Raw genomic sequence first — 21,578 nt, forward strand, 5'->3', positions numbered from 1 at the left:
CCGAGCCTACCGTGGCACTCAGTGCCATCCGATTCTCCGAGGGTCGGTACCGAGCGATGAGGGGTGTGCTGTGGGCAAGTGGTTCGAAACGGTGGCGGAGGCCCAACGACGGGCGAAGCGTCGGCTGCCGAAGGGCGTGTACGGCGCCCTCGTGGCGGGGTCTGAGAAGGGCCTGACGGCGGCCGACAACCTCGCCGCGTTCGACGAGCTCGGCTTCGCGCCGCACTCGGCGGGCCTGGCCAACGACAAGCAGATGGCCACCACCGTCATGGGCCAGGAGCTGTCCCTGCCGGTGATGATCAGCCCGACCGGCGTCCAGGCGGTGCACCCGGACGGCGAGGTCGCCGTCGCCCGCGCCGCGGCGGCCCGGGGCACGGCGATGGGCCTGTCCTCGATGGCCAGCAAGCCGATGGAGGAGGTCGTCGCCGCCAACCCGAAGACGTTCTTCCAGCTCTACTGGGTCGGTGACCGCGACACCATGGCCGCCAAGGTCGAGCGGGCCAAGCGCGCCGGCGCCGCCGGCCTGATCGCCACCCTCGACTGGTCGTTCTCCTACGGCCGCGACTGGGGCAGCCCGTTCATCCCCGAGAAGATCAACTTCGAGGCGATGTACCGGTACGCACCGCAGGTCGCGCTCAAGCCCTCCTGGCTCTGGAGCTTCGCCAAGACCGGCGCGATCCCGGACCTCACCGTGCCCAACATGGTCGCGACGCCGGGCGACACGGCGCCGACCTTCTTCGGCGCCTACGGCCAGTGGATGCAGTCGCCGATGCCGACCTGGGAGGACGTCGCCTGGCTGCGGAACCTGTGGCCCGAGGCGCCGTTCATGCTCAAGGGCATCATGCGGGTGGACGACGCCAAGCGCGCCATCGACGCCGGCGCCACCGCCATCTCCGTGTCCAACCACGGCGGCAACAACCTGGACGGGACGCCGGCCTCCATCCGCGCCCTGCCGGCGGTCGCCGAGGCCGTCGGGGACCAGATCGAGGTCCTGCTGGACGGCGGGATCCGGCGCGGCTCCGATGTGGCCAAGGCCCTCGCTCTCGGCGCCCGCGCGGTCATGATCGGCCGCGCCTACCTGTGGGGCCTCGCGGCCAACGGCCAGGCCGGCGTCGAGAACGTCCTGGACCTGCTGCGCGACGGGCTGGGCTCGGCGATGGTCGGCCTCGGCCACCCCTCGATCACCGAGTTCTCCAAGGACGACCTGGTGATCCCGGCCGGCTTCGAGCGCCACCTGGGCGAGGACTCGGCCCACTCCCCGGGAACCGCCGCAGGCGCGCCGACCCAGCAGGAGAAGCCCGCCCCGCGTTGACGCAGCCGACGGCGGTGCGGCCCCGGATCACCGGGGCCGCACCGCCGCCGTCGTGTCCGGGGGCGGGGCCGCGGGCGCCGGTCAGCGGGCCTGGGTGCCCGACTGCTCGGCGCCGTCGACCGGGGCCGGCGCCGCGTCGAGCACCTCGTCGACCAGCCCCCAGGCGTGCGCGGTTCCGGCGTCGACCCGGGTGCCGGACAGCCCCAGCCAGGCCGCCCGCCAGCGCCCGGCCCGGCGGACGATGCTCACCGTGCCGCCGGCGCCGGGGATGAGCCCCATGGCGAGCTCGGGGAGCCCGAGGCGGGTGTCGGGGGCGGCGAGGACCCGGCCGGCGAAGCACGGCAGCTCGAAGCCCGCGCCCAGGCAGGTGCCGTGCACGCGCATCGTGACCCGGTCGCGGATGCGGTGCACCACCTCGGCGACGCCGGCGCCCAGCCGCACGACGTGCGCCCGCGCCGGGTCCGGCGCCGAACCGAACTCGTCGAGGTCGCCACCGGCCGAGAACGCGGGCCCGGCACCGGTGATCTCCACCAGGAGGTTGGGGTCCCACTCCGCCGGGGTCAGCGCGGCCACCAGTGCGTCGCGCATGGCGGCGTCCACGGCGTTGCGGCGGGCGGGCCGGTCCAGCCGGACGTGCAGGACGTCCCCCACGCGGGTGCACACGACCCGGTGCGTGCGGTCGTCCGGTTCGCGCGCGGGGCCGCGGGCGGCGAGCCAGCGGGCGAACTCCGGACCGGCGAGCAGTGTGGAGTAGGCGGCCGATTCCGCGGAGAGCGCGGCGGGCACCGGCAGCCCGGCGCTCTGCCGCAGCAGCCACACGTAGGTGAGGGCGGCGAGGGGCGTGGCGGCGAACCGCTCGGCGAGGGAGTCCAGCGCCTCCCCGAGGTGGGGGACGGCGACCGTGCGGGCGTCGGCGGCGCCGGGGGCGGCGGTGAGCCCCAGGTCCACGGCCTGGGCGAGGTCTCCCGGGATGCGGTCGGTGCCCCGGGCGACGGCCACCGTGGCGCGCCGGCTGCCCCGCAGCGCAGCGACGGCGCGGCTGCGCACCGGCGGCGGCAGCTCCGCGAACTCGCCCGCGTCGACGACGAGCAGGGGGTCGACCGGCCGGCCCGCCGGATCGAGGGTCAGGGGTGGAGGTGGCATCTCGGCGAGGTCGGCGGCGTGCAGCGTCGGCAGGCCGGGAGGGAGCTCACCGGGCGTGCCGGGGTCGCTGGCCTGCATGTGGGGGCTCCCGTCGGGTCGGCCGCGGCGGTGGGGGGCCCGTCGGCTCGCGAGGCGGCCGAACGTACCTCCTTGTTACCTACCGTAAGGCGTTCTACATTGCGAGATGGGTCCCGCGACGGTCCGCTCGCGGGCTGATCCCCGTCCCACCCACGTTCCTCCGTACCGATCGAAGGTCCCATGCCCGAGGCAGTCATCGTCAGCGCAGTCCGAACCGCGATCGGGACCACCCGCAAGGGCACCCTCGCGGACACCACGGCCGAGGAGCTCTCCACCGCGGTGCTCGCCGCGAGCGTGGAGCGGTCCGGGCTCGACCCGCAGCTCCTGGACGACGTCATCTGGGCGGAGTCGCTCTACGGCGGCGGCGCCGTCGGCCGGTTCGCCCTGGCCGGGATGGGCCTGGAGCACGTCCCCGGGGTCGCGGTCAACCGCCACTGCGCCGGCAGCCTCACCACGGTCGGCATGGCCGCCGCCTCGATCCGCGCCGGCATGGACCGCGCGATCATCGCCGGTGGCGTCCAATCCGGCTCGCTGTCGCCGATCACGCACCGCCGCGTTCCGGGCACCGTCGACGAGATCGTGTCGTGGTTCCCGCCCACCCACCCCGACAGCGCCGACGCCCCGAACCGGGACATGTCGATCACCGTCGGCTGGAACACCGCGCAGGAGGCGGGGCTGACCCGCTCCGACATGGACGCGTGGGCCCTGCGCTCCCACCAGCGGGCCGTCGAGGCGATCGACGCCGGCCTGTTCGTCGACGAGATCGTCCCGGTCAAGGCGCTGCAGAAGGACGGCAGCTACCTGGACTTCTCCGTCGACGAGCACCCGCGCCGCGACACCTCCATGGAGAAGCTGGCCGGGCTCAAGGTGCTGCACCCGGAGATCGAGGGTTTCTCGATCACCGCGGGCAACGCCAGCGGCAGCAACGACGCCGCGGCCGGGCTCACCCTGGTCAGCGACGAGCTCGCCGCGAGCGAGGGACTCACCCGCCTGGCGACCGTGAAGGCGTGGGCGTCCACCGCCACCGACCCGCGTCGCACCGGCATGGCACCGCTCGACGGCATCCCGAAGGTCCTCGAGCGGGCGGGTCTCTCGGTCGCCGACATCGCGGTGTGGGAGATCAACGAGGCCTTCGCCTCGGTCCCCGTCGCCGCGTGCAAGCTGCTCGGCATCGACGAGGACAAGGTCAACATCCACGGCAGCGGCTGCAGCCTCGGCCACCCGATCTCCGCCTCCGGCGCGCGCATGCTGACCACCCTGGTCAACGACCTGCGCCGGCTCGGCGGCGGCTACGGCGTGGCCACCATGTGTGCCGGCGGCGGCATGTCGGGCGCGGTTCTCATCCACGTGTAGCCGAGGGACCCCGTCGCCCTCACCCCCGCAGGCCGGGGGTGAGGGCGACGGGGCCGTCACAGCCCCCGGTCGGCCCCCTCGGCCGCCGGGGGCTGTTGCGTGCGGGGGCGGCGCATGAGGCCCTCCTGGACGACGGTGGCCACCAGCCGGCCGCGCAGGTCGGTGATCCGCCCCTGGTTGTAGGTCCGCCCGGCGCCCGCCGACGGCGACACCTGGTCGTACAGCAGCCACTCGTCGGCGCGGAACGGCCGCAGGAACCACAGGGCGTGGTCGAGGGTGGCCACCTGCAGGCCGGGCTCGGGCGCGTGCAGGCTCGTCGACGTCCCGATGAGGAACATGTCGCTGAGGTAGGTCAGGGCGCCGACGTGGAACGCGGGGTCGTCGGGAAGCCGGTTGCGGTAGCGCACCCAGAAGAGCTGACGGGGGCGCCCCACCACGCGCTCGGCCTCGGGCTCGGGGACCCGGACGGCGTCCCAGTTCGGCCACTCGCGGGCGAAGGCGCCGCCCAGGGAGTCGACCCGGGGGAGGGTCTCCGGCCGCGGCACCTCGGGGGGCGCCTCCTGGTGCTCGGGGCCCTCGTCGCCGGCGTGGAAGGACGCCGACATCGAGAAGATCGTCTCGCCGTCCTGGACGGCGTTGACCTGCCGCGTGCTGAACCCGCGACCGCTGCGCAGGCGGTCGACCAGCAGCAGGATCGGCTGCTGGGGGCGGCCCGGGCGTAGGAAGTAGCCGTGCAGCGAGTGCACCTGCTGGGCCTCGCCGACGGTGTGGACGGCGGCCATCATGGCCTGCCCCGCCACCTGGCCGCCGTAGGTCCGGGCCATGTTCGTGGGCACGGGGTGGCCCCGGAAGACGTCGGCGTCGAGCCGTTCCACGCTCAGCACGTCCAGGATGTCGGTCACCGGACACACGTACCAGGTGTCGCCGGCCCGGTGCAGGGCGGGGCTCCCGGCGGCCGGTGGGCCGCGGTCAGCGGGCGGTGGGCGCGCCGTCGGTCAGCGGGCTCTCCCGGACCGCGGAGACACACGGCTCGTCGCCCCGCAGCTCCCGCAGGTAGGCGCGGAGCCCGCGCAGGGTGTTCTCCAGGCCGAACTCGAACTCCTCGTCCCCGGTCATCGCCAGCGGGCGCGGGCGGTCCAGCTGGGAGAGCACCCGCAGGCGCGGGGCCTCGTCGAACGGCCCGGGCGCCACGTCGGAGCCCGCGTCGTCGTCGTCGGCCAGGCGCGCCAGGGCCGCCGACCCCCGCGTGAACACCGACAGCGCGGCGTAGGCGTTCATCGCCCCGTCGGGCGGGAAGCCGGCGGCGACGAGCACCTGGAGCACGCGGTCGATCCGCTCGGCCGCGAGCCGGCTGGCCTCGGGCGTGCCGGGACTGCGCAGCACGATGAGGTCGCACAGCAGCTCGTTCTCGCGGAACAGCCGCCGGTGGTGCCGGAAGTAGGCGCGCAGGTAGTCGTCCCACGCCAGGTCGTCGGGGATGTCGAGCTGCCGGTCGAACTCCGCCATCGCGCGCTCGGCCAGGGTGTCCAGCAGCTCGTCCTTGCTGCGGAAGTACCAGTAGATGCTGGTGACGCCGACGTCGAGCCGCTGGGCCAGGCGCGGCATGGACAGCGCCTCGAGCGACTCCTCGTCGGCCAGCTGGTAGGCCCCCTGCAGGATCTCCGCAGCACTGATGGAGCCGCGCGCCCGCCGCTTGCGGGGCGGGGGCTGCGGGGCAGGGGTGGACGACACGGGCCGGTTCTCCTTCCGCGGAGTGGCGTCCAGCCTAGTCCCGGCCCGATGCGCGTCGACCGCCCTCCGGTCCGCCGTCCGCGGTCGGACTCCGCGCGCGTGACCTGCGGCTGCGCCCCTTCCCGGTGTTCACCGCTTCCGCTCCGGCGGACCCATGTGATAGTTGTCGAAACATCTACGGTAAGCATGTGCGGAGGGAAGCCGCCGTCCCGTCGGGGGACGTCGACCCCCTCCCGAGAGCGAGGTCTGCCGTGACCGCCTCCCCATGGGCGCCGCCCACTCCGGCCGTGCCGGTCCCCGCCGCGCCGTCGCTGGCCGCGCACGTCCGCGACTGGCGCGCCGCGCACGGGCTCACCCACGGCGACCTGGCCCGCCGGCTGGGCGTCGCGCGCACCACGGTCCGCAACTGGGAGCTCGGGCGCCGGCCCCAGCCCCTCCAGCTCGCGGCGCTGGCCCGGCTGTTCGGCTGGGACGACCTGACCGCCCGCGCCGTCGCGGGGGAGGACCGGGTGCGCACCGAGCGCACCTCGGGAGGCCGGCACGCCTCGCCGCTGTGCCGCGCGCGCCTGGCCGCCGGCCTGACGATGACCCAGGTGGCCAACCGGGTCGGCGTCACCCCGGCCAGCGTGTCGCGCTGGGAGAACGGCTGCCGCCGGCCCAGCCCGGGTCACCGCCCGCGCCTGGCCACGGTGCTGCGCGTGGGGGCCGAGCAGCTGGACCGGCTGCTGGAGGACACCCCGGCGGGCCGGTGGGACGGCGCCGCGCTCCCGGGGCTCGGGGCGCTGCGCCGCGCCGCCGGGTGGACCCAGCGCGAGTTCGCGCTCGCCGTCGGCATCGGCTCGACGACCGCCCACCGGTGGGAGAACGGCCGCACCCGCGTGCCGGAGGAGCGGGTCGAACGGGTCGCCGCGGTCCTCGGCCTGACCGAGGCGGAGCTGCTGGAGCGGGGCGCGACGGAGGTCGTCCGCGCCGACGCGATCCCGGCGCTCGCCCGGCTGCGCACCGCGGCGGGCATGAGCCAGTCGGAGGCCGCCCACCACGTCGGCATCAGCGTCCGGACCCTGCGCCGCTACGAGCACGGCCGCCGGCGCCCGGGGCTCGCCGCCGCCCGCGCCCTCGCCCGCTGCTACCGGCGGCCGCTGGCGGAGGTGCTGCGCGCCGGCGCCGTTCCCGTGCCGCCGATCCTCGTCCACCGGGCATGGGTGCCGGGCGACCTGCCCGCCGTCCTCGAGGCGCTGCGTGCGACGTCGGGTCTGTCGGCCGCGGAGCTCGGCCGCCGCCTCGGGACGACGGGGCGCCGGGTGCGCTCGTGGGAGCGGGGCCTGGCCGTTCCCGGGCGCGCCGCGTGCCAGCGGCTGGAGCTGCTGCACCAGCTGCCGCCCGACCGGCTCGCCCGGCTCGCGCGCGGGTTCACCCCGGCCGGCTGAGCGCGGGCGCGGCCCGCCGCGGGCTCAGCCCGGCAGGTCGGCGGCGAGCGCGACGACGTCCTCCAGCTCGCGGAGCGCGTCGGTGAGGTGGGTGCAGGTGCTGGTGCCGCCGAACTCGGCGCGCACCCGCGCGCGGAGGTCGGCCACGGCGGTCCCGGCCAGCCGCCCGGCGCTGGCCGCGGCCGCCGGGCACTCCTGCCACGGCAGCACCCGCGGCAGGGCCTGCGCGGCCAGCACCGTCCCGGTCGCGCGGTCCACGCGGGCGCGCACGTCGTACTCGTGCAGCACCGTCTCGGTCCCGGCCAGCGAGGTGTGGGAGTCGCGGAACATGGCGTCGACCACGAGCACGGCAGGGTCGGCGGGGTCGGCGGCGACGTCGAGCCGGCGGTGGCGGCGCATCGCCCCGGGCGGGAGCGGGCCGAACGCGTGCCAGCCGTCGGCGTCCGCGGTCCGGAGCTCGGGCGCCACCGGTCCCTGCATCGGTGGCAGGGACCCGCGGCTGCGGATGTGCACCATCATCGTGCCGTCCTCGCGCCAGCCGGAGCAGATCCCGGCCGAGGCGCCCAGGGCGGCCGACAGGGCGGCACCCGCCGGTGACGTGGCGCCGCCCGCCGGCGCGGCCGAGGGGCCCTCGATCATCAGGGCGTAGCCGGAGATCAGCGAGGTGACCGGGACGTCGTCCAGGAGCAGGAACAGCGGCGACCGCGCGGCCCGCTCGTCCGGGAGCGCCGCGTCCAGCGCGGTGCGCCAGCCCGAGGCGGCGCGCAGGCCGAGCAGGTCCGCCGTCCCCGGGTGCGCGGGGGCGGTCCGCAGCTCCTCGACCCGGCCGCCGACCACGACCGCCGTCGTCTCCGCCGTCCGGAGCACCGACGCCGTGCCGTCGGGGGCGGTGCCGAGGTCGCGGGCGGCGCCGAGCAGGTGCAGCGGACCGGCAGCGCCCTCGGGGCGCACGATCTCGGTGGTCGCCGTCCGTCGCACCGACCCGGGGGCGCGCGGCGGGGTGCCGTGCCCCGGGTCGTGCAGGCCGTGCGGCGGGTCGAGGGCGACGCTCATCAGTGCCTCCGCCGGGCGCGGTACAGGGGTCGCCGCCGACCGTACAGTGACCGGCAGGCCATCTCGAAGAGGAGAACCAGCATGCGGGACGCAGTGATCGTCGAGGCCGTCCGGGCTCCGGTCGGCAGGCGCAAGGGTGGGCTGTCGGGGGTGCACCCGGCCGACCTGTCGGCGCACGTGCTCCGCTCGCTGGTGGAGCGCGCCGGCGTCGACCCCGCGCTCGTCGAGGACGTCATCTGGGGCTGTGTGGGCCAGGTGGGCGAGCAGACGTTCGACATCGGGCGGACCGCGGCGCTCGCCGCGGGCTGGCCGGAGACGGTCACCGGCGTGACGATCGACCGCCAGTGCGGGTCCTCCCAGCAGTCGATCCACTTCGCCGCCGCCGGGCTCGTCGCCGGGCAGTACGACGTCGTCGTCGCCGGCGGGGTGGAGTCGATGAGCCGGGTGCCGATGGGCACCTCGCTGATGGACCGGGACCCGTTCGGCGAGGCGTTCATGGCGCGCTACGGCACCTTTCCCAACCAGGGCGTGGGCGCCGAGATGATCGCGGAGAAGTGGGGCATCACCCGCGGGCAGTGCGACGAGTTCTCCGTGGCCTCGCACGAGAAGGCGGCGGCCGCCCGTGCCGACGGCCGGTTCGCCGCGCAGATCGCGCCGGTGACCCTGCCCGACGGCACGGTGGTGAGCGAGGACGAGGGCATCCGCCCGGGGACGACGACCGAGGTGCTGGGCGGCCTGAAGACCGTCTTCAAGCCCGAGGGCGGCGTGATCACCGCGGGCAACTCGTCGCAGATCTCCGACGGGTCCGCGGCGCTGCTGATGATGACCGGCGAGAAGGCCCGCGAGCTGGGCCTGACGCCGCTCGCCCGGGTGCACACCGCCGTCCTGGCCGGGGCCGACCCGGTGATGATGCTGACCGCCCCGATCCCGGCGACGGAGAAGGCGCTGAAGCGGTCCGGGCTCTCGCTGGACGAGATCGGCGCCTTCGAGGTCAACGAGGCGTTCGCCCCGGTGCCCCTGGCCTGGCTCGCCGACGTCGGCGCCGACGCCAAGGCGCTCAACCCGCTCGGCGGCGCGATCGCGCTGGGGCACCCGCTCGGCGGCTCCGGCGCCCGGATCGCCACGACCCTGCTGCACCACATGCGCGACAACGGCATCCGCTACGGCCTGCAGACCATGTGCGAGGGCGGCGGCCAGGCCAACGCCACCATCTTCGAGCTCCTCTGACACCGCCGCTGTTCGCGGCACAGGAAGCGATCCCCGCCTTTCCGGGCCCGGGACGTGGGGATCGCTTCCTATGCCTCGGGGGGCGGGTGCCCGGCGGGCGTCAGCGCCAGGCGAAGACCGGCTGCTCCAGGTGGTCGACCCGCGTGTCCAGGCCCCGGCAGGCGACCTGGCAGAACTGGTAGACGACGGCCGCGGTCGGCGCGTGCACGAACCCGCCCAGCAGCGGCAGCCGGATGACCGGCTGCTCGGACTCGGGGATGCGCACCAGCAGCGGCTCCACGTCGAGGTCGGCGACCGGCACCCGGTGGATGCGGGCGACCTCGGACTCCTGCGGGGTGAGCTCGCCGACCTCGCCGGCCCAGCAGACGACGGGGGTCATCACGTAGCCCGACCGGGTCACGTAGTCGTCGAGCAGCCCGAGGACGGCGTCCGGCGGCAGCGTCAGCCCGACCTCCTCCTCGAGTTCGCGCAGCGCGCCCTGGGCGGGCGTCTCGCCGGCGTCCAGCCGCCCACCGGGCAGCGCCCACTGGCCGGCGTGGTTGCGCATCCGCGCCGCCCGGCGGGTGATGAGCAGCGCCGGGACGCCGTCGTGGCAGATCACGCAGACGGCGACGGCGGCGTGCTTGAGGTCGGGCCGGTCCGCCGCGCGGCGGGGAAAGGCCGAGACCCGGGCGGCGACGCCGTCCCGGTCGATGGTCGCGCTCATGGGTGCACCTCCGGACGGACCGTACGTCCTCAGCCCCGCGCCGGGCGGGCGCGGACGTGCAGCCGCTCGCCCTGCGGGCCGTACAGGTTGAGGATCTCGGCCGGCGCGTCGCCGGGGTTGCCCACCCAGTGCGGGGTGCGGGTGTCGAACTCGGCCACCTCGCCCGGCTTGAGCTCGAGGTCGTGCTCGCCGAGCACGAGCCGGACCCGGCCGGACAGCACGTAGAGCCACTCGTGGCCCTCGTGCGTCTTCTGCTCGGGCTCGCCCGGCGGCCAGTGCGGCGGGATGACCTGCTTGTAGGCCTGGACGCCGCCCGGCCGGCGGGTCAGCGGCTGGAAGACGTGCCCACCGCGTTCGAAGGGGCGGGCGACGACCCGGGGGTCGGGCGTCGACCGCACGCCGATCAGCTCGTCGATCGGCACCTCGTGGGCACGGGCCAGCGGCAGCAGCAGTTCGAGCGTCGGCCGGCGCTGCCCCGACTCCAGGCGGGAGAGGGTGCTCACCGAGATCCCGGTGGTCTCGGCCAGCCGGGTGAGGGTGACGCCGCTCTTCGACCGCAACTCGCGCAGCCGGGGCCCCACGGCCGCCAGGACGTCGTCGTCGGTCATGCCACCAGTTTGCCGTTCCGGCAACGATGTTTGTCAAGTCTGCGGCAGCAGCGCACCCTTCCGGACATGAGCGAACGAGTGGACGTCCTGGTGATCGGTGGGGGAGCGGCGGGGCTCTCCGGTGCGCTGGCCCTGGCGCGGGCCCGGCGCAGCGTGCTGGTGGTGGACGCGGGTGAGCCGCGCAACGCGCCCGCGGCCGGGGTGCACAACTTCCTGACCCGCGACGGCACGCCGCCGGCCGAGCTGATCGCCCTCGCGCGCGCCGAGGTCGCCGGTTACGGCGCCGAGGTCCGCGACGGCCGGGTGACGGCGGCCCGCCGGGTCGACGGCGGGTTCGAGGTGGCGCTGGCCGACGGCGGCACGGTCCGGGCCCGCCGGCTGCTGATGGCCGGCGGGGCGCGCGACGAGCTGCCCGAGGTGCCGGGGCTGGCGGAGCTGTGGGGCACCGACGTCCTGCACTGCCCGTACTGCCACGGCTGGGAGGTGCGCGACGAGGCCGTCGGCGTCCTGGCGACCAGCGCCATGGGGGTGCACCACGCTCTGCTGTGGCGGCAGTGGACGGCGGATCTGACCTTCTTCCAGCACACCGGCCCGGAGCCGACCGCCGAGGAGGCCGAGCAGTTCGCCGCCCGCGGCATCGAGGTGGTGACGGGGGAGGTCGTGGGGCTGGAGACCGAGGGCGGCCGGCTGACCGGGGTGCGGCTGGCCGGCGGGGCCGTCGTCCCGCGGCGGGCGCTGGTCGCCCAGAGCCGGGTGCGCGCGCCGGGGGAGGCGCTCGCCGGCCTGGGGCTGGAGCCTGCGGAGGTGGGGATGAACGGCGTCGTCTTCGGCAGCGTGCTCCCGGTCGGTACCGACGGCGCCACCGCGGTGCCGGGGGTGTGGGTGGCCGGCAACGCCGGCGACGTGCGCGCCCAGGTGGTCGTGGCCGCGGCCCAGGGCCTGGCCGCCGCCGGTCAGATCAACATGGACCTCGTCCTGGAGGAGACCCGCGCGGCCGTCGCCGCCCGGACCGCGGTCGGTGCGGCGTGACCGTCTACGACGAGCAGTGGTGGGAGGAGCGCTACGCCTCGGGGCAGTCGGAGTGGAGCGGTCGGCCCAACGACGTCCTGGTCGCCGAGACCGCCGACCTGCCGCCGGGCACGGCACTGGACGTCGGCTGCGGCACGGGCGGGGACGCGGTGTGGCTGGCCGCCCGGGGGTGGCGGGTGACCGGCGTCGACCTGTCGCGCACCGCGCTGGACCGGGCGGCCGCCGCGGCGGAGGCGTCCGGGGTCGCGGAGCGGACGACGTGGCAGCACGGTGACGTCACCTCGTGGGTGCCCCCGGAGCGTGCCTTCGACCTGGTGACGTCGGCGTTCCTGCACGCCGCGGCGTCCCAGCGGGAGGACGTCGTGCGGCGGCTGGCGGCCGGGGTGGCGCCGGGCGGCACGCTGCTGATCGCCCAGCACGACCCGAGCGACCTGCACACGGTGCGCCACGGCGGGGACCCCGACCTGTTCGCCACGGCCGAGGAGCTCGCCGCCGCCCTGCCGGCGGGGGAGTTCGACGTGCTCGTGGCGCAGGCGCGACCGCGGCTGGGCCGCGCGCACGAGGGTGAGGACGTGCCCATGGCCGACGCCGTCCTGCGGGCGCGCCGCCGCTGACCGGACGCCGCCGGGGGCGGCGCATGACGCGGGTCACACACCCGATGTTCCGGCGATCCAGCACGTCCCGACGTGTTCGGGGCGCGTCATCGCGTCGACACCTCGTCGTCTTCAAGGGGAGCCCGAACGCAGGGACCGCACAAGGATTCACTTGGCACCAAGGAGACGACAATGCGCATCCGAACCCTCACCGCTGCCACCGCCCTCGCCGCCGGCGCGACCGTCGCGCTGGCCGCCCCGGCCGCCGCCGCGCCGCCGAACCAGTCGGGACTGGTCAACGTCAACGTCTCCGACCTCGTCGTCCAGATCCCGATCGGGATCGCCGCCAACATCTGCGACGTCAACGTCGCCGTGCTGGTGCAGGACCTGGTCGACGACGCCGCCAACTGCGACGCGGAGGCCACCCCCGACGCCGACGCCGAGATCACGCGCGCGCCCGGCGGTCCCGGCACCCAGGAAGGGCTCGTGAACGTCAACGTGTCCGACATCGACATCCAGGCGCCCATCGGCGTCGTCGCCAACGTGTGCGACGTGAACGTCGCGGTCCTCGCCGGCCTCGTGGCCGACGACGCGGTGCCGTGCGAGGGCAGCGCGCTCCCGACCTCGGACATCACCATCCTCCCCTGACGTGCCCCGCCGGCCGGCGGTGATCCCGCCGGCGCCGGCCGCGTCAGCCGGCCCTCGGTCGGTGAGCCCTGATCCCGCTCGCCGGCCGGGGGTCCGGCGCGTCCGGGGTCGGGTCGCTCCCGGCCCCCCGGCCCGGCAGGAACGACCGCTGGGTCATGTCGAAGGTCGCCAGGACCTCCAGGAAGAACTCCGAGGCGGCGGTCGCCACCTCCGCCACCTCCTCCGGCGGGGTCTCCCGCAGCGCCTCCAGCAGCACCTCGTGGTGCACCCGGGCCAGGTCGAGGATGCTCACACCGCCGTCCACGGCGGCCCGGCCCAGTTCGTAGCCGCGGTGCAGGCCCGCCTCCCCGCGCTGCGGCAGGTAGCTCAGGAACGCGACCCGGTAGTCCCGGGTGAGGGCGTCCGCCCCGGTCATCCCGCGGCGTCCCGTCGGCCCCTCGACCGGGCGCCGGTCGGCCGGCCGAGATACGCCAGGCCCTCCTCGAGGTCGAGCGCGGTCGGCACGTCCCCGGTGTCCATCCCCAGGGAGACCATCGCGAAGGCCACGTCGGGCTGGATCCCGACGATGACGGTCTCGGCACCCCGGAGCCGCGCCATCTCCGCGATCGTGCGCAGCGTGTTCGCGCCGAAGGAGTCGAGGACGTCCAGCGCGGCCACGTCGATCACCACGCCGCGGGACCGGTGCCGGCCGATCTGCTCGACGAGGTCGTTGCGGAACAGCAGCATCTGGGAGTCGTCGAGGGCGGTGTGGATGGAGGCGATCAGCCAGTCGCCCTGCCGCAGGATCGAGACGAGCTTGGGTCCGGTCACATCGTCCCGGTCCCGTCCCCCCGGGTGACCGAGAAGCCGAGCAGCCGCTCGGCTTCCTCGAGGCCACCCTGCAGGTCGCCGATGGTGTCCATCTTGCTGAGGTCGACGCCGATCGTCACCAGCGTCTGCGCGATGTCCGGGGACAGCCCGGTGATGATCACGCTCGCGCCCATGAGACGCGAGGCGTCGACCGTGCGCACGAGGTGGTTGGCCACCGTCTCGTCCACCGCGGGGACGCCGGTGATGTCGATGACGACGACCTTCGCCCGGTGGGTGCGGATGCCGGTGAGCAGCTGCTCGGTCAGTTGGCGCGCCCGCTCGCTGTCGAGCACACCGATCATCGGGAGGATCAGCAGCCGCTCGCGGACGGGGAGCACCGGCGTGCTCAGCTCCCGGATCGAGTCCTGCTGCTGCCGGATCACGCGCTCGCGCTCGTCGACGAAGGACACCGCGACGGTGTTGGCGATCCGGTTGGCGGCGGGCTCGTAGGCGTCCAGCACCCGGTTGAGCAACGCGAAGTCGCGCTGGTACTTCTCGAACAGCGACCGGGCGAGCACGTCGCGCAGCAGCAGCACGATCCCGACGACCTCGTGCGTCTCCACCCCGCGGGGGATGATCCGCTCGGACAGGTCCCGGGCGTAGCGCTGCAGCGCCTCCACGCTCCCGGTCTCGAGCACCTCGACGTAGTTGTCGTAGACCGACGTCGTCTCCGCCGCCATCTCCTGCGGCGTCATGGCGTGCAGCAGGCCGGCGCCCTGGATCCGCGCCGCCCACTCCTGCCGCAGCTTGGTGCGGTGCTCGCGCAGGTGGGAGACCAGCTGCGGGAGGAGCTCCTCCTCGTTGACGGGAGAGCGGGGGAGCGGCGGCGGGGGCGGGGTCGTGTCGGGACGCTCGGTCATCGCGCATCACACCATTTCGTCATCGTCACCGTGGTGCCGCGGCCGCTCTCGGACACGACCGCGAACTCGTCCATCAACCGCCGGGCGCCGGGAAGTCCCAGGCCGAGACCGTTGTACGTGCTGTAGCCGTCGGCCAGGGCGGCCTGGACGTCGGGGATCCCCGGACCGGTGTCGCGGGCGGTGATCCGGACGCCGGCCCGCGGCTGGTCGAGCAGCTCGACGACCACCTCGCCCGCCCCGGCGAAGCGCACGATGTTGCGCGTCACCTCGGACACGGCCGTGGCGATCAGCGTCAGCTCCGTCCGGGCGAAGCCGAGCCGGGAGGCCAGCTCGCGGGCGGCCTGCCGGGCCGCGACGACGTCGGCGTCGACGGCGATGGGGATCCGCAGCTCGTCGTCCCGCGACTGGGTGCGCTCCATCAACGGCGGGCTCAGGCGCGCGCACACCTCGCACTCCAGCAGGTGCCGTCCCGCATCGACCTCGCGCTGCCGGCGCCGGTCCCCGCCCGACAGCGCGAGCAGGACCGGGCGGCAGCGGTCGGTCGGTGGCTCCACGTTCTCGCGCACCAGCAGGTACTCGACGCGCAGGCGGGCGCGGGTGCGGTTCAGCTGCGCCGCGACCGCCCCGGCCGTGGACCCGAGCTCCTCGGCCAGGGAACGGGTGTCCTGGCCCGAGACCTCGTGCGCGACGAGCGTGTCGCGCTCGCGGTCGGTCAGCCGCGCCAGCGCCGCGGCCACGGCCTCCTGCTCCTCGCGGGCGAGCATGTCGTCGTCGGGGGCGTCCGGCGGGCTGAGGTCCACGACGCGGTGCTGGTTGCGCCGGTCGCGGTCCTGCTGCCGCCACAGGGAGGTGACGACGTTGCGGGCCGTGACGATGGCGTAGGGCTCGAGCATCCCGGGTTCCACCCGGGGAGCCGCGGTCAGGACCCGGACCAGGGTCTCCTGCACGAGGTCCTCGGCGGTGGTCGGATCGGCGACCCGGGCGCCGATCACCCGTCGCACCATCGGGATGAGCGCGGCGACGTCGGGCGCGGAGGGATCCTCCCGCGCGCCGATGAAGTCCGTTGCGCCCATCGTCGGCACGGTAGCCCCGGACGGACGTCGCGGCGGGACGGACGCCGCGGTTCCGTTGCCCTCCGGTCCGGTTCCGTGTTTGCCGGGTGGGTGAGACGGGCACCACTCTCGTGTGGACTACGCCGTAGGGTTCGCCCGCCCCGACCGCTGGTCGTGGAACGGGACGTCGGAGCAGACCCCCTGGCACGCGGTGTCGGCCGACCGCCCGCCGCGCGACCTGGACGGCGTCGTCGACCTGGCCGTGTGCGGGGCGATCGTGCAGGTCTGGGGCTCGCAGCGGTGGGAGCGCATGGGCACCGGCCGCACGGCGTGCCCGGAGTGCGTCCGGCTGACCGCCCGCACGCACGCGTCGGCGGGCGGCTCCGGCTCCCGCGGCGCGCCGCTGCTGCGCGCCGTCTGACCGGCCCACCGGTGCGGTCGGTTCCTCGTCCTCACCGCGGGTCGGGGACGTAGCGGGGAAAGGCTGAGCCGCGCCCCCGACCGTCCGGCCGGGCCGTGACGCGGCTGGACGGTCGCCCAGGCGGCTTCGCGAGGCGGCAGGAGCGTTCCGCGCCCCCGGCAGGGAGCGGGGAGGTGCCGGGTCAGCGGCGGTCGTCGCGCCGGCCGCTGATCGCCGACAGCCCGGTGATCTCCCGGCCGACGATGAGCGCCTGCACCGAGTCGGTGCCCTCGAAGGTGAACACCGCCTCCATGTCCGCGTGGTGACGGGCCACGTGGTGGTCGAGCAGGATGCCGTCGCCGCCGAGGATGTCGCGGGCGTCGGCCACGATCGCCCGTGCCTTCGCCGCGTGGTTCATCTTCGCCAGGGACGCCATCGCGGGGGTCATCCGGTCGGCGTCGGCCAGCTTGGACAGCCGCCAGCACATCAGCTGCATCGAGGTGATCTCGGCGAGCATGCGGGCCAGCTTGTCCTGCACCAGCTGGAAGCCGGCGATCGGCCGGCCGAACTGCTCGCGCTGCAGCGCGTGGGCCAGCGCCAGCTCGTAGGAGGCGGTGGCCAGACCCAGGGCCCGCCAGGCCACCGTGTACCGCGTGCGGTCCAGGACCCGGGAGACGTCGGCGAACGAGCGGCAGCCCGCGAGCTTGTTCTCGGCGGGCACCCGAACGCCGGCGAGGGTGATCTCGGCCTGCCACACCGCGCGCAGCGCCGTCTTGCCGGTCATGACCGTCGCCTCGAAGCCCGGCGTCCCCTTCTCGACGACGTACCCGCCGACGTCGCCGTCCCCGTCGCGGGCCCAGATGAGGACGAGGTCGGCGATGGACCCGTTGCCGATCCACTTCTTCTGCCCGTCGAGCACCCAGGCGTCGCCGTCGCGGCGGGCGGAGGTCTCGAGACCGACGGCGTCCGAGCCGTGCCGGGGCTCGGTCAGCCCGAAGGCGCCGATGGTCTCCATCCGGGCCATCGCCGGCAGCCAGCGCTGTCGCTGCTCCTCCGAGCCGAGCAGCGCGATCGACTGCATGGCCAGGAAGCTGTGCACCCCGTTGAAGGTGCCGATGCTGCCGTCGGCGCGGGCCAGCTCGGCGGCGACCAGGCCGGCCGACACCGCGCTCATGCCGGGGCAGCCGTACCCGGAGATCGTGCCGCCGGCGATGCCCAGCGCGGCCAGCTTCGGCACGATCGGGAACGGGAACTCCGCCCGCTCCCAGTAGTCGTTGACGAGCGGGGTCACCTCGCGCTCGGCGAACTCCCGGACCCGGTCGCGGATCTCGATCTCCGCCGGCTCGAGGAGCTCGTCCACCGCGTAGAGGTCGGGGCTGGTCACGCCTGGACGCTACGACCGCCGGGACGGGGCCGCTCGGCCGAGCGCCGGTCGGTCGCCCGCGCGCCCGACCACCCGGATACTGGCCCGACCTGTCGACGACCGGGGAGGGCCGGTGCCGTTCCTGCTGTTCGCCCGCCTCGCCCGGGTGCTGCGCCTGCGCCTGCGCAGCTGGCGGCTGCCGCTCGCGGTCACCGTGATCGTCTTCGGCACCAGCTGGGCCGCCATGGCGCTGGTGGAGCCGGCCGGGAGCGGGATCGCCGACCCCGGCACCTACTGGTGGTACTTCGTCGTGACCTCGGCGACCGTCGGCTACGGGGACTTCTTCCCGGTCTCGGCGGCGGGCCGGGTGGTCGGCACGTACGTCATCGTCGGCGGCATCGTCACGCTGACCCTGCTGTTCACCATGCTCAGCACGGCACTGCAGACGGCGCGGGGCCGCCGGACGAGGGGAGTGGTCACGCTGGACGTAGAGGGGCACGTCGTCCTGCTCGGGTACACGCCGGGGCGGACCGACCGGATCGTGGCCGAGCTGACCGCGGAGGGTGGGACGCGCGTCGTCCTGTGCGCGTGGGACGACGTGGTGGAGGACCCGCTGCCACACCTGCCCGACGTCGACTTCGTCCGCGGCGACCTGACCCACGCCGACGTGATGGTCCGGGCCTGCGTGGCCCGGGCCCGCACCGCCGTCGTCGACGGCCGGGACGACAACGAGACGCTGGCCATCGCCGTGGCGGTCGACCACAGCAACCCGGGCATCCACCTGGTCGCCGCGGTGCGCGACCTGGACCGGCGGGAGACGCTGCGCTACGTCAACCCGGACGTGCAGGTGGTGCAGTGGCAGATGCCGTTCCTGCTGTCGGAGGAGGCGGCCGACCCCGGGCTGACCCAGGTCTACAACGACCTGATGACCAGCGGCGGTCACGGCAACACCTACTCGGCGCTGGTGCCCCGGGGAACCGGGGAGGCGACCGCCGGCGACGTGCAGACCCGCCTCGGGCGCCGGTTCGGCGCGACGCTGCTGGCCGTCCGTGGACCGGACGGCGAGCTCGTGGTCAGCCCGCCCTGGGACCGGCCGGTGCCTGCGGGCACCACCCTCTACTACGTCGCCCGCGAGCGGCTGGGGGCCGAACGGATCTTCGCCGAGGCCTGAGTTCCCGGCCGCCGGCGGGATCGGCGTCCCGCGCGGCGCCGCCCGGTCAGGCCAGCGTGACGACGAGGGCGACCAGGCCCGCGACGACGGCGAGCGCCACGAGCGCCACCACCACCGTGGGGACGACGATCCACCGCCGCTTGAACCGCCGCCGCGGACGACCGCCGCGGCCCCGCCGGACCGGCGCCGGAGCGGGGGGCCCGGACGGCGCGGGGGACCGGGCGCGGTCGGCGCGCCGCTCGCGACGCTTCTCGGCCAGGTGACGGGCCTGGTCCCGGGCGACCGAGCCCAGGGCGGCGGCCGAGCCCACGGCGAGGGCCTTGAGGTCCTCGGCGCTGATCCGCTCGATCCGGTCCCCGCGGGCGGCGGCGGCCGCGTGCGGAGGCGGTGGCGGGGGCGGGCCGGCGCTCTGCGGCACCGGCGGGGGCCAGACCGACGCCGCCGCCTGGCCGGTCAGGACCGCCTGCAGCTGCGACCGGGCCTGCTCCGGCGTCGTCCGCTGGGCGGGGTCCTTGGTGAGCAGGCCGCGGAGCACGGGTTCGAGCGGGCCGGCATGCAGCATCGGCGGTGGGTGCTCGGACACCACGGCCATCAGGGTGGCCATCGGCTCGTCCCGGGCGAACGCGGGCCGGCCCTCCACGGCCGTGTACAGCGTCGCGCCCAGCGACCACATGTCCGTCGGTGGACCGATGGGCGCGCCGTGGGCGCGCTCGGGGGACATGTAGGACGGCGAGCCGATCATCGTCCCGGCGGTGGTGAGGGACGAGTCGCCGGTACCCGTCGCGATGCCGAAGTCGGTGAGGTACGCCCGCCCAGCGGTGTCGACCAGGACGTTGCCCGGCTTGACGTCGCGGTGCACGATCCCGGCGCGGTGGGCGGCCACCAGACCGGACAGGACGTCCAGGCCGATCCTCGCGACGGCGTGCCACGGCAGCGGCCCCTGCTCCTCGACGAGCTCCTGCAGGCTGCGCGAGGGGATGTGCTCCATCACCAGCCAGGGCCGGCCGTCTTCCTCGACGACGTCGAAGACCGAGGTCACCTGCGGGTGGTCCAGGCTCGCCGCGTTCCGGGCCTCGCGGAGGGTGCGTTCGCGCAGGATCTCGCGCTCGTGCTCGGTCACGTGGACCGGATAGGTGATCTCCTTGACGGCGACGGGCCGGTCCAGCAGCCGGTCGGTGCCCAGCCACACCACGCCCATGCCACCGCGCCCGATCACCTCGGTCAGTGCGTAGCGGCCACCGAGCAGGCGGCTCTCGGCTCCGGCGTCGGCCGTCATGGGCGGACAGTACGCCGGGCGGACACGCGCGGGCCCGGAACGGAGCGGCGGTGCGCCCGGCGCGCGGTGGGACTGCGATGCTCCCTGCGGTGGCGCCCGGCCGATCGATGACCGGGCGCCCCGACGCGCCGCCGACCGACGTGGCGCGCCGCACCGATCGGAGGTACCGAATGACCACGCCGGGTTCCCACGGCCCCCACGATCCGTCCGGGGGCGGTGCTCCTGGCTGGGGCCAGCCGCCCGCCGGCTCCCCGGGCGGCTACTCGCCGCCGCCCCCGCCCCCGCCGGGTGGGGCGACCCCGCCGCCGCCCGGCGGGTTCGGCCAGGGGCAGCCGCAGCAGGGGCAGCCGTACCCGCCGCAGGGTCAGCCGTACCCGCCGCAGGGGCAGCCGTACCCGCAACAGGGGCAGCCGTACCCGCCGCAGGGCCAGCCGTACCCGCCGCAGGGCGGCGCGCCGGGTCAGCCGTGGGCCCCGCAGAAGTCCGGCCGGCCCAAGTGGCTGATCCCGGTCGTCGCGGCCGTCGTGGCGGTGCTCGCGCTGGGGGGCCTGTACTGGTTCCTCACCACCCCGCAGTTCGACGTGGACGACTGCCTCCACCAGGAGGGGGCGAACGAGTTCGAGGAGGTCGACTGCGACGACTCGGACGCCCAGGCCCGCATCATCGGGGTGCACGACGAGGAGCTGACGGAGAGCGAGTTCTACTCCGACAACTCGACGTGCTCGGAGTTCCCCGAGACCGTCGGGCAGATCTGGGTGCCCAATACCATCGGGGACGACGGCACGATCTACTGCACCGTTCCCATCGGCTGATCCCCGGCTGACTGCCCGGGCCCGGTCGGCGCTGCGCCGACCGGGCCCGTCGTCGTCCCGGGGCGGTCACCCGCCGGCGAGGCGGACGTCGAGCAGCGTGACCTCCCGGCGCAGCACGGTCCCGATCAGGTCGCGCACTGCCCGCTCCGCCTGGCGGCCGACCAGGGGGGCGTTGACCCGCGCCTCGGCGGTGAGTCGCGAGTGCGTGCCCTCGCCGCCGGGCGTGAGCCGCCGCTCGCCCAGGACCTCGACCGGCCGGCCGAAGATCTCGGCGCGCACCTCGACGTCGCACGACCAGCCGTCGCCGTCCCGCCGCCACGTGCGGGTGTCGCTCACGGCGACCTCGCGGCCGACGAAGCGGGCGAACACCGCGGGGATGCCGGCCGTGGGCGCGAGCATCCGGACCCGGGTCAGCGTCGCGTCGGCCGCCACTTCCTGGAGTTGCGCCCCCAGCGCCGCGGTGGTCTCGCGCAGGAAGGACTCGTCGGTGAGGACGGCGTGCACCCGGTCGGGCGGCGCGGGGTGGTCGGTGACGACGTCGATGGGCACACCTCATCCTCGGCGGAGGACCGGGCCGGTGCCCGGTGGACCGCGGTGGGTGCTCCGCCGGTGTGACCGTCGGCCGGCCGGCGCCGGCTACGGAACCTCGGCGGCCGGGGTGGTCCCGTCGGCGGGGGCGGTTGTGTCCGGTGCGGCGGGGTCCGGTGCGGCGGGGTCTGGTGCGGCGGGGTCTGGTGCGGCGGGGTCCGGCGCGGCGCAGGGAGTCAACTCCGTCACGGCGGTGGGGGTCGCGGGAGCGGGCGGCGGCGCGGGAACGGCGGGCTCGGGGGCGGGGTCCGTCGGTGGTGCGCTCGGTGCGGGCGGCTCGACGGGGGGAACCTCAGGCT

Annotated in this window: 23 protein-coding genes; 10 read left to right on the forward strand and 13 right to left on the reverse strand. The window is 75.3% G+C overall.

What is annotated here, in order from left to right; translation table 11 throughout:
• Positions 1–70 precede the first annotated feature (70 nt).
• Positions 71–1,312 (forward strand): pre-mycofactocin synthase MftD, encoded by a 1,242-nt coding sequence (gene mftD / locus BMY88_RS20595; protein WP_091948269.1) that lies wholly within the window; start codon positions 71–73, stop codon positions 1,310–1,312.
• 81 nt (positions 1,313–1,393) lie between these two features.
• On the opposite strand, the gene BMY88_RS20600 is transcribed toward mftD, so the two are convergent.
• Positions 1,394–2,533, reverse strand: coding sequence for an enoyl-CoA hydratase/isomerase family protein (locus BMY88_RS20600; RefSeq protein WP_211435755.1), 1,140 nt, complete (start codon positions 2,531–2,533; stop codon positions 1,394–1,396).
• Positions 2,534–2,713: 180 nt separating this feature from the next.
• Here BMY88_RS20600 and BMY88_RS20605 point away from each other — a divergent pair, with 180 nt between their 5' ends.
• Positions 2,714–3,886: a thiolase family protein gene (locus BMY88_RS20605; RefSeq protein ID WP_091948272.1), complete on the forward strand. Its 1,173-nt coding sequence runs from the start codon at positions 2,714–2,716 to the stop codon at positions 3,884–3,886.
• 56 nt (positions 3,887–3,942) lie between these two features.
• Here BMY88_RS20605 and BMY88_RS20610 read toward each other — a convergent pair whose 3' ends face one another.
• Both BMY88_RS20610 and BMY88_RS20615 read right to left on the reverse strand, forming a co-directional pair.
• Complete coding sequence (locus BMY88_RS20610) at positions 3,943–4,788, reverse strand: acyl-CoA thioesterase (RefSeq protein ID WP_091948275.1); 846 nt, start codon at positions 4,786–4,788, stop codon at positions 3,943–3,945.
• 67 nt (positions 4,789–4,855) lie between these two features.
• Positions 4,856–5,617, reverse strand: a complete 762-nt coding sequence (locus BMY88_RS20615; RefSeq protein WP_091948278.1) for a TetR/AcrR family transcriptional regulator — start codon at positions 5,615–5,617, stop codon at positions 4,856–4,858.
• A gap of 287 nt (positions 5,618–5,904) precedes the next feature.
• On the opposite strand from BMY88_RS20615, the gene BMY88_RS24740 reads away from it, so the two are divergent.
• A complete protein-coding gene (locus BMY88_RS24740) occupies positions 5,905–7,044 on the forward strand; it encodes a helix-turn-helix domain-containing protein (RefSeq protein ID WP_139220540.1) in 1,140 nt (379 codons plus the stop codon).
• Positions 7,045–7,068: 24 nt separating this feature from the next.
• Here BMY88_RS24740 and BMY88_RS20625 read toward each other — a convergent pair whose 3' ends face one another.
• Positions 7,069–8,097 (reverse strand): DUF2889 domain-containing protein, encoded by a 1,029-nt coding sequence (locus tag BMY88_RS20625; protein WP_091948285.1) that lies wholly within the window; start codon positions 8,095–8,097, stop codon positions 7,069–7,071.
• Between the two features lie 81 nt (positions 8,098–8,178).
• Between BMY88_RS20625 and BMY88_RS20630 the strand changes: the two genes are divergently transcribed.
• Complete coding sequence (locus tag BMY88_RS20630) at positions 8,179–9,324, forward strand: thiolase family protein (protein ID WP_091948288.1); 1,146 nt, start codon at positions 8,179–8,181, stop codon at positions 9,322–9,324.
• A gap of 100 nt (positions 9,325–9,424) precedes the next feature.
• Here BMY88_RS20630 and BMY88_RS20635 read toward each other — a convergent pair whose 3' ends face one another.
• Both BMY88_RS20635 and BMY88_RS20640 read right to left on the reverse strand, forming a co-directional pair.
• Positions 9,425–10,030: an NUDIX hydrolase gene (locus tag BMY88_RS20635; RefSeq protein WP_091948291.1), complete on the reverse strand. Its 606-nt coding sequence runs from the start codon at positions 10,028–10,030 to the stop codon at positions 9,425–9,427.
• Between the two features lie 29 nt (positions 10,031–10,059).
• Positions 10,060–10,638 (reverse strand): helix-turn-helix domain-containing protein, encoded by a 579-nt coding sequence (locus BMY88_RS20640; protein ID WP_091948296.1) that lies wholly within the window; start codon positions 10,636–10,638, stop codon positions 10,060–10,062.
• Positions 10,639–10,704: 66 nt separating this feature from the next.
• On the opposite strand from BMY88_RS20640, the gene BMY88_RS20645 reads away from it, so the two are divergent.
• The 3 genes from BMY88_RS20645 to BMY88_RS24745 all read left to right on the forward strand — a co-directional run bounded on the left by BMY88_RS20645 (position 10,705) and on the right by BMY88_RS24745 (position 12,908).
• On the forward strand, positions 10,705–11,667 hold the full coding sequence (locus BMY88_RS20645; RefSeq protein ID WP_091948300.1) for an NAD(P)/FAD-dependent oxidoreductase: 963 nt from the start codon (positions 10,705–10,707) through the stop codon (positions 11,665–11,667).
• Positions 11,664–12,281, forward strand: coding sequence for a class I SAM-dependent methyltransferase (locus tag BMY88_RS20650; protein ID WP_091948304.1), 618 nt, complete (start codon positions 11,664–11,666; stop codon positions 12,279–12,281). Before BMY88_RS20645 ends, BMY88_RS20650 begins: the two co-directional genes overlap by 4 nt.
• Before the next feature lie 171 nt (positions 12,282–12,452).
• Entirely contained in the window at positions 12,453–12,908 is a 456-nt protein-coding gene (locus BMY88_RS24745) for a hypothetical protein (RefSeq protein ID WP_091948307.1), read from the forward strand.
• A 43-nt stretch (positions 12,909–12,951) separates the two neighbouring features.
• On the opposite strand, the gene BMY88_RS20660 is transcribed toward BMY88_RS24745, so the two are convergent.
• Genes BMY88_RS20660 through BMY88_RS20675 form a run of 4 tightly spaced genes read right to left on the reverse strand, consistent with a single transcriptional unit; the run spans position 12,952 to position 15,690 of the window.
• Positions 12,952–13,323, reverse strand: coding sequence for a phosphatase RsbU N-terminal domain-containing protein (locus BMY88_RS20660; protein WP_091948310.1), 372 nt, complete (start codon positions 13,321–13,323; stop codon positions 12,952–12,954).
• A complete protein-coding gene (locus tag BMY88_RS20665; RefSeq protein ID WP_244524822.1) occupies positions 13,320–13,718 on the reverse strand; it encodes an STAS domain-containing protein in 399 nt (132 codons plus the stop codon). Before BMY88_RS20665 ends, BMY88_RS20660 begins: the two co-directional genes overlap by 4 nt.
• On the reverse strand, positions 13,715–14,617 hold the full coding sequence (locus tag BMY88_RS20670) for an STAS domain-containing protein (RefSeq protein WP_091948313.1): 903 nt from the start codon (positions 14,615–14,617) through the stop codon (positions 13,715–13,717). The genes BMY88_RS20665 and BMY88_RS20670 overlap by 4 nt, the downstream gene beginning before the upstream one ends.
• Positions 14,614–15,690, reverse strand: a complete 1,077-nt coding sequence (locus tag BMY88_RS20675; protein ID WP_091948365.1) for a sigma-70 family RNA polymerase sigma factor — start codon at positions 15,688–15,690, stop codon at positions 14,614–14,616. Before BMY88_RS20675 ends, BMY88_RS20670 begins: the two co-directional genes overlap by 4 nt.
• A gap of 112 nt (positions 15,691–15,802) precedes the next feature.
• Here BMY88_RS20675 and BMY88_RS20680 point away from each other — a divergent pair, with 112 nt between their 5' ends.
• Positions 15,803–16,090 (forward strand): hypothetical protein, encoded by a 288-nt coding sequence (locus tag BMY88_RS20680; protein WP_211435756.1) that lies wholly within the window; start codon positions 15,803–15,805, stop codon positions 16,088–16,090.
• Positions 16,091–16,271: 181 nt separating this feature from the next.
• Here BMY88_RS20680 and BMY88_RS20685 read toward each other — a convergent pair whose 3' ends face one another.
• Positions 16,272–17,453, reverse strand: a complete 1,182-nt coding sequence (locus BMY88_RS20685) for an acyl-CoA dehydrogenase family protein (protein WP_091948316.1) — start codon at positions 17,451–17,453, stop codon at positions 16,272–16,274.
• A 112-nt stretch (positions 17,454–17,565) separates the two neighbouring features.
• Here BMY88_RS20685 and BMY88_RS20690 point away from each other — a divergent pair, with 112 nt between their 5' ends.
• Positions 17,566–18,603 carry an ion channel gene (locus tag BMY88_RS20690; RefSeq protein ID WP_091948319.1) on the forward strand — a complete coding sequence of 346 codons (1,038 nt, stop codon included), beginning with the start codon at positions 17,566–17,568 and terminating at the stop codon, positions 18,601–18,603.
• A gap of 46 nt (positions 18,604–18,649) precedes the next feature.
• Here the strand turns inward: BMY88_RS20690 and BMY88_RS20695 are convergent, their stop codons facing one another.
• Positions 18,650–19,879, reverse strand: a complete 1,230-nt coding sequence (locus BMY88_RS20695; protein ID WP_091948322.1) for a serine/threonine-protein kinase — start codon at positions 19,877–19,879, stop codon at positions 18,650–18,652.
• Positions 19,880–20,049: 170 nt separating this feature from the next.
• Here BMY88_RS20695 and BMY88_RS24200 point away from each other — a divergent pair, with 170 nt between their 5' ends.
• On the forward strand, positions 20,050–20,691 hold the full coding sequence (locus tag BMY88_RS24200) for an LppU/SCO3897 family protein (protein WP_139220541.1): 642 nt from the start codon (positions 20,050–20,052) through the stop codon (positions 20,689–20,691).
• Between the two features lie 66 nt (positions 20,692–20,757).
• Here the strand turns inward: BMY88_RS24200 and BMY88_RS20705 are convergent, their stop codons facing one another.
• Positions 20,758–21,240, reverse strand: coding sequence for a DUF2505 domain-containing protein (locus BMY88_RS20705; protein ID WP_091948325.1), 483 nt, complete (start codon positions 21,238–21,240; stop codon positions 20,758–20,760).
• Positions 21,241–21,578: the final 338 nt, after the last annotated feature.

It is taken from the genome of Trujillonella endophytica (assembly GCF_900110555.1).
In the GTDB taxonomy this organism is placed as follows: domain Bacteria; phylum Actinomycetota; class Actinomycetes; order Mycobacteriales; family Geodermatophilaceae; genus Trujillonella; species Trujillonella endophytica.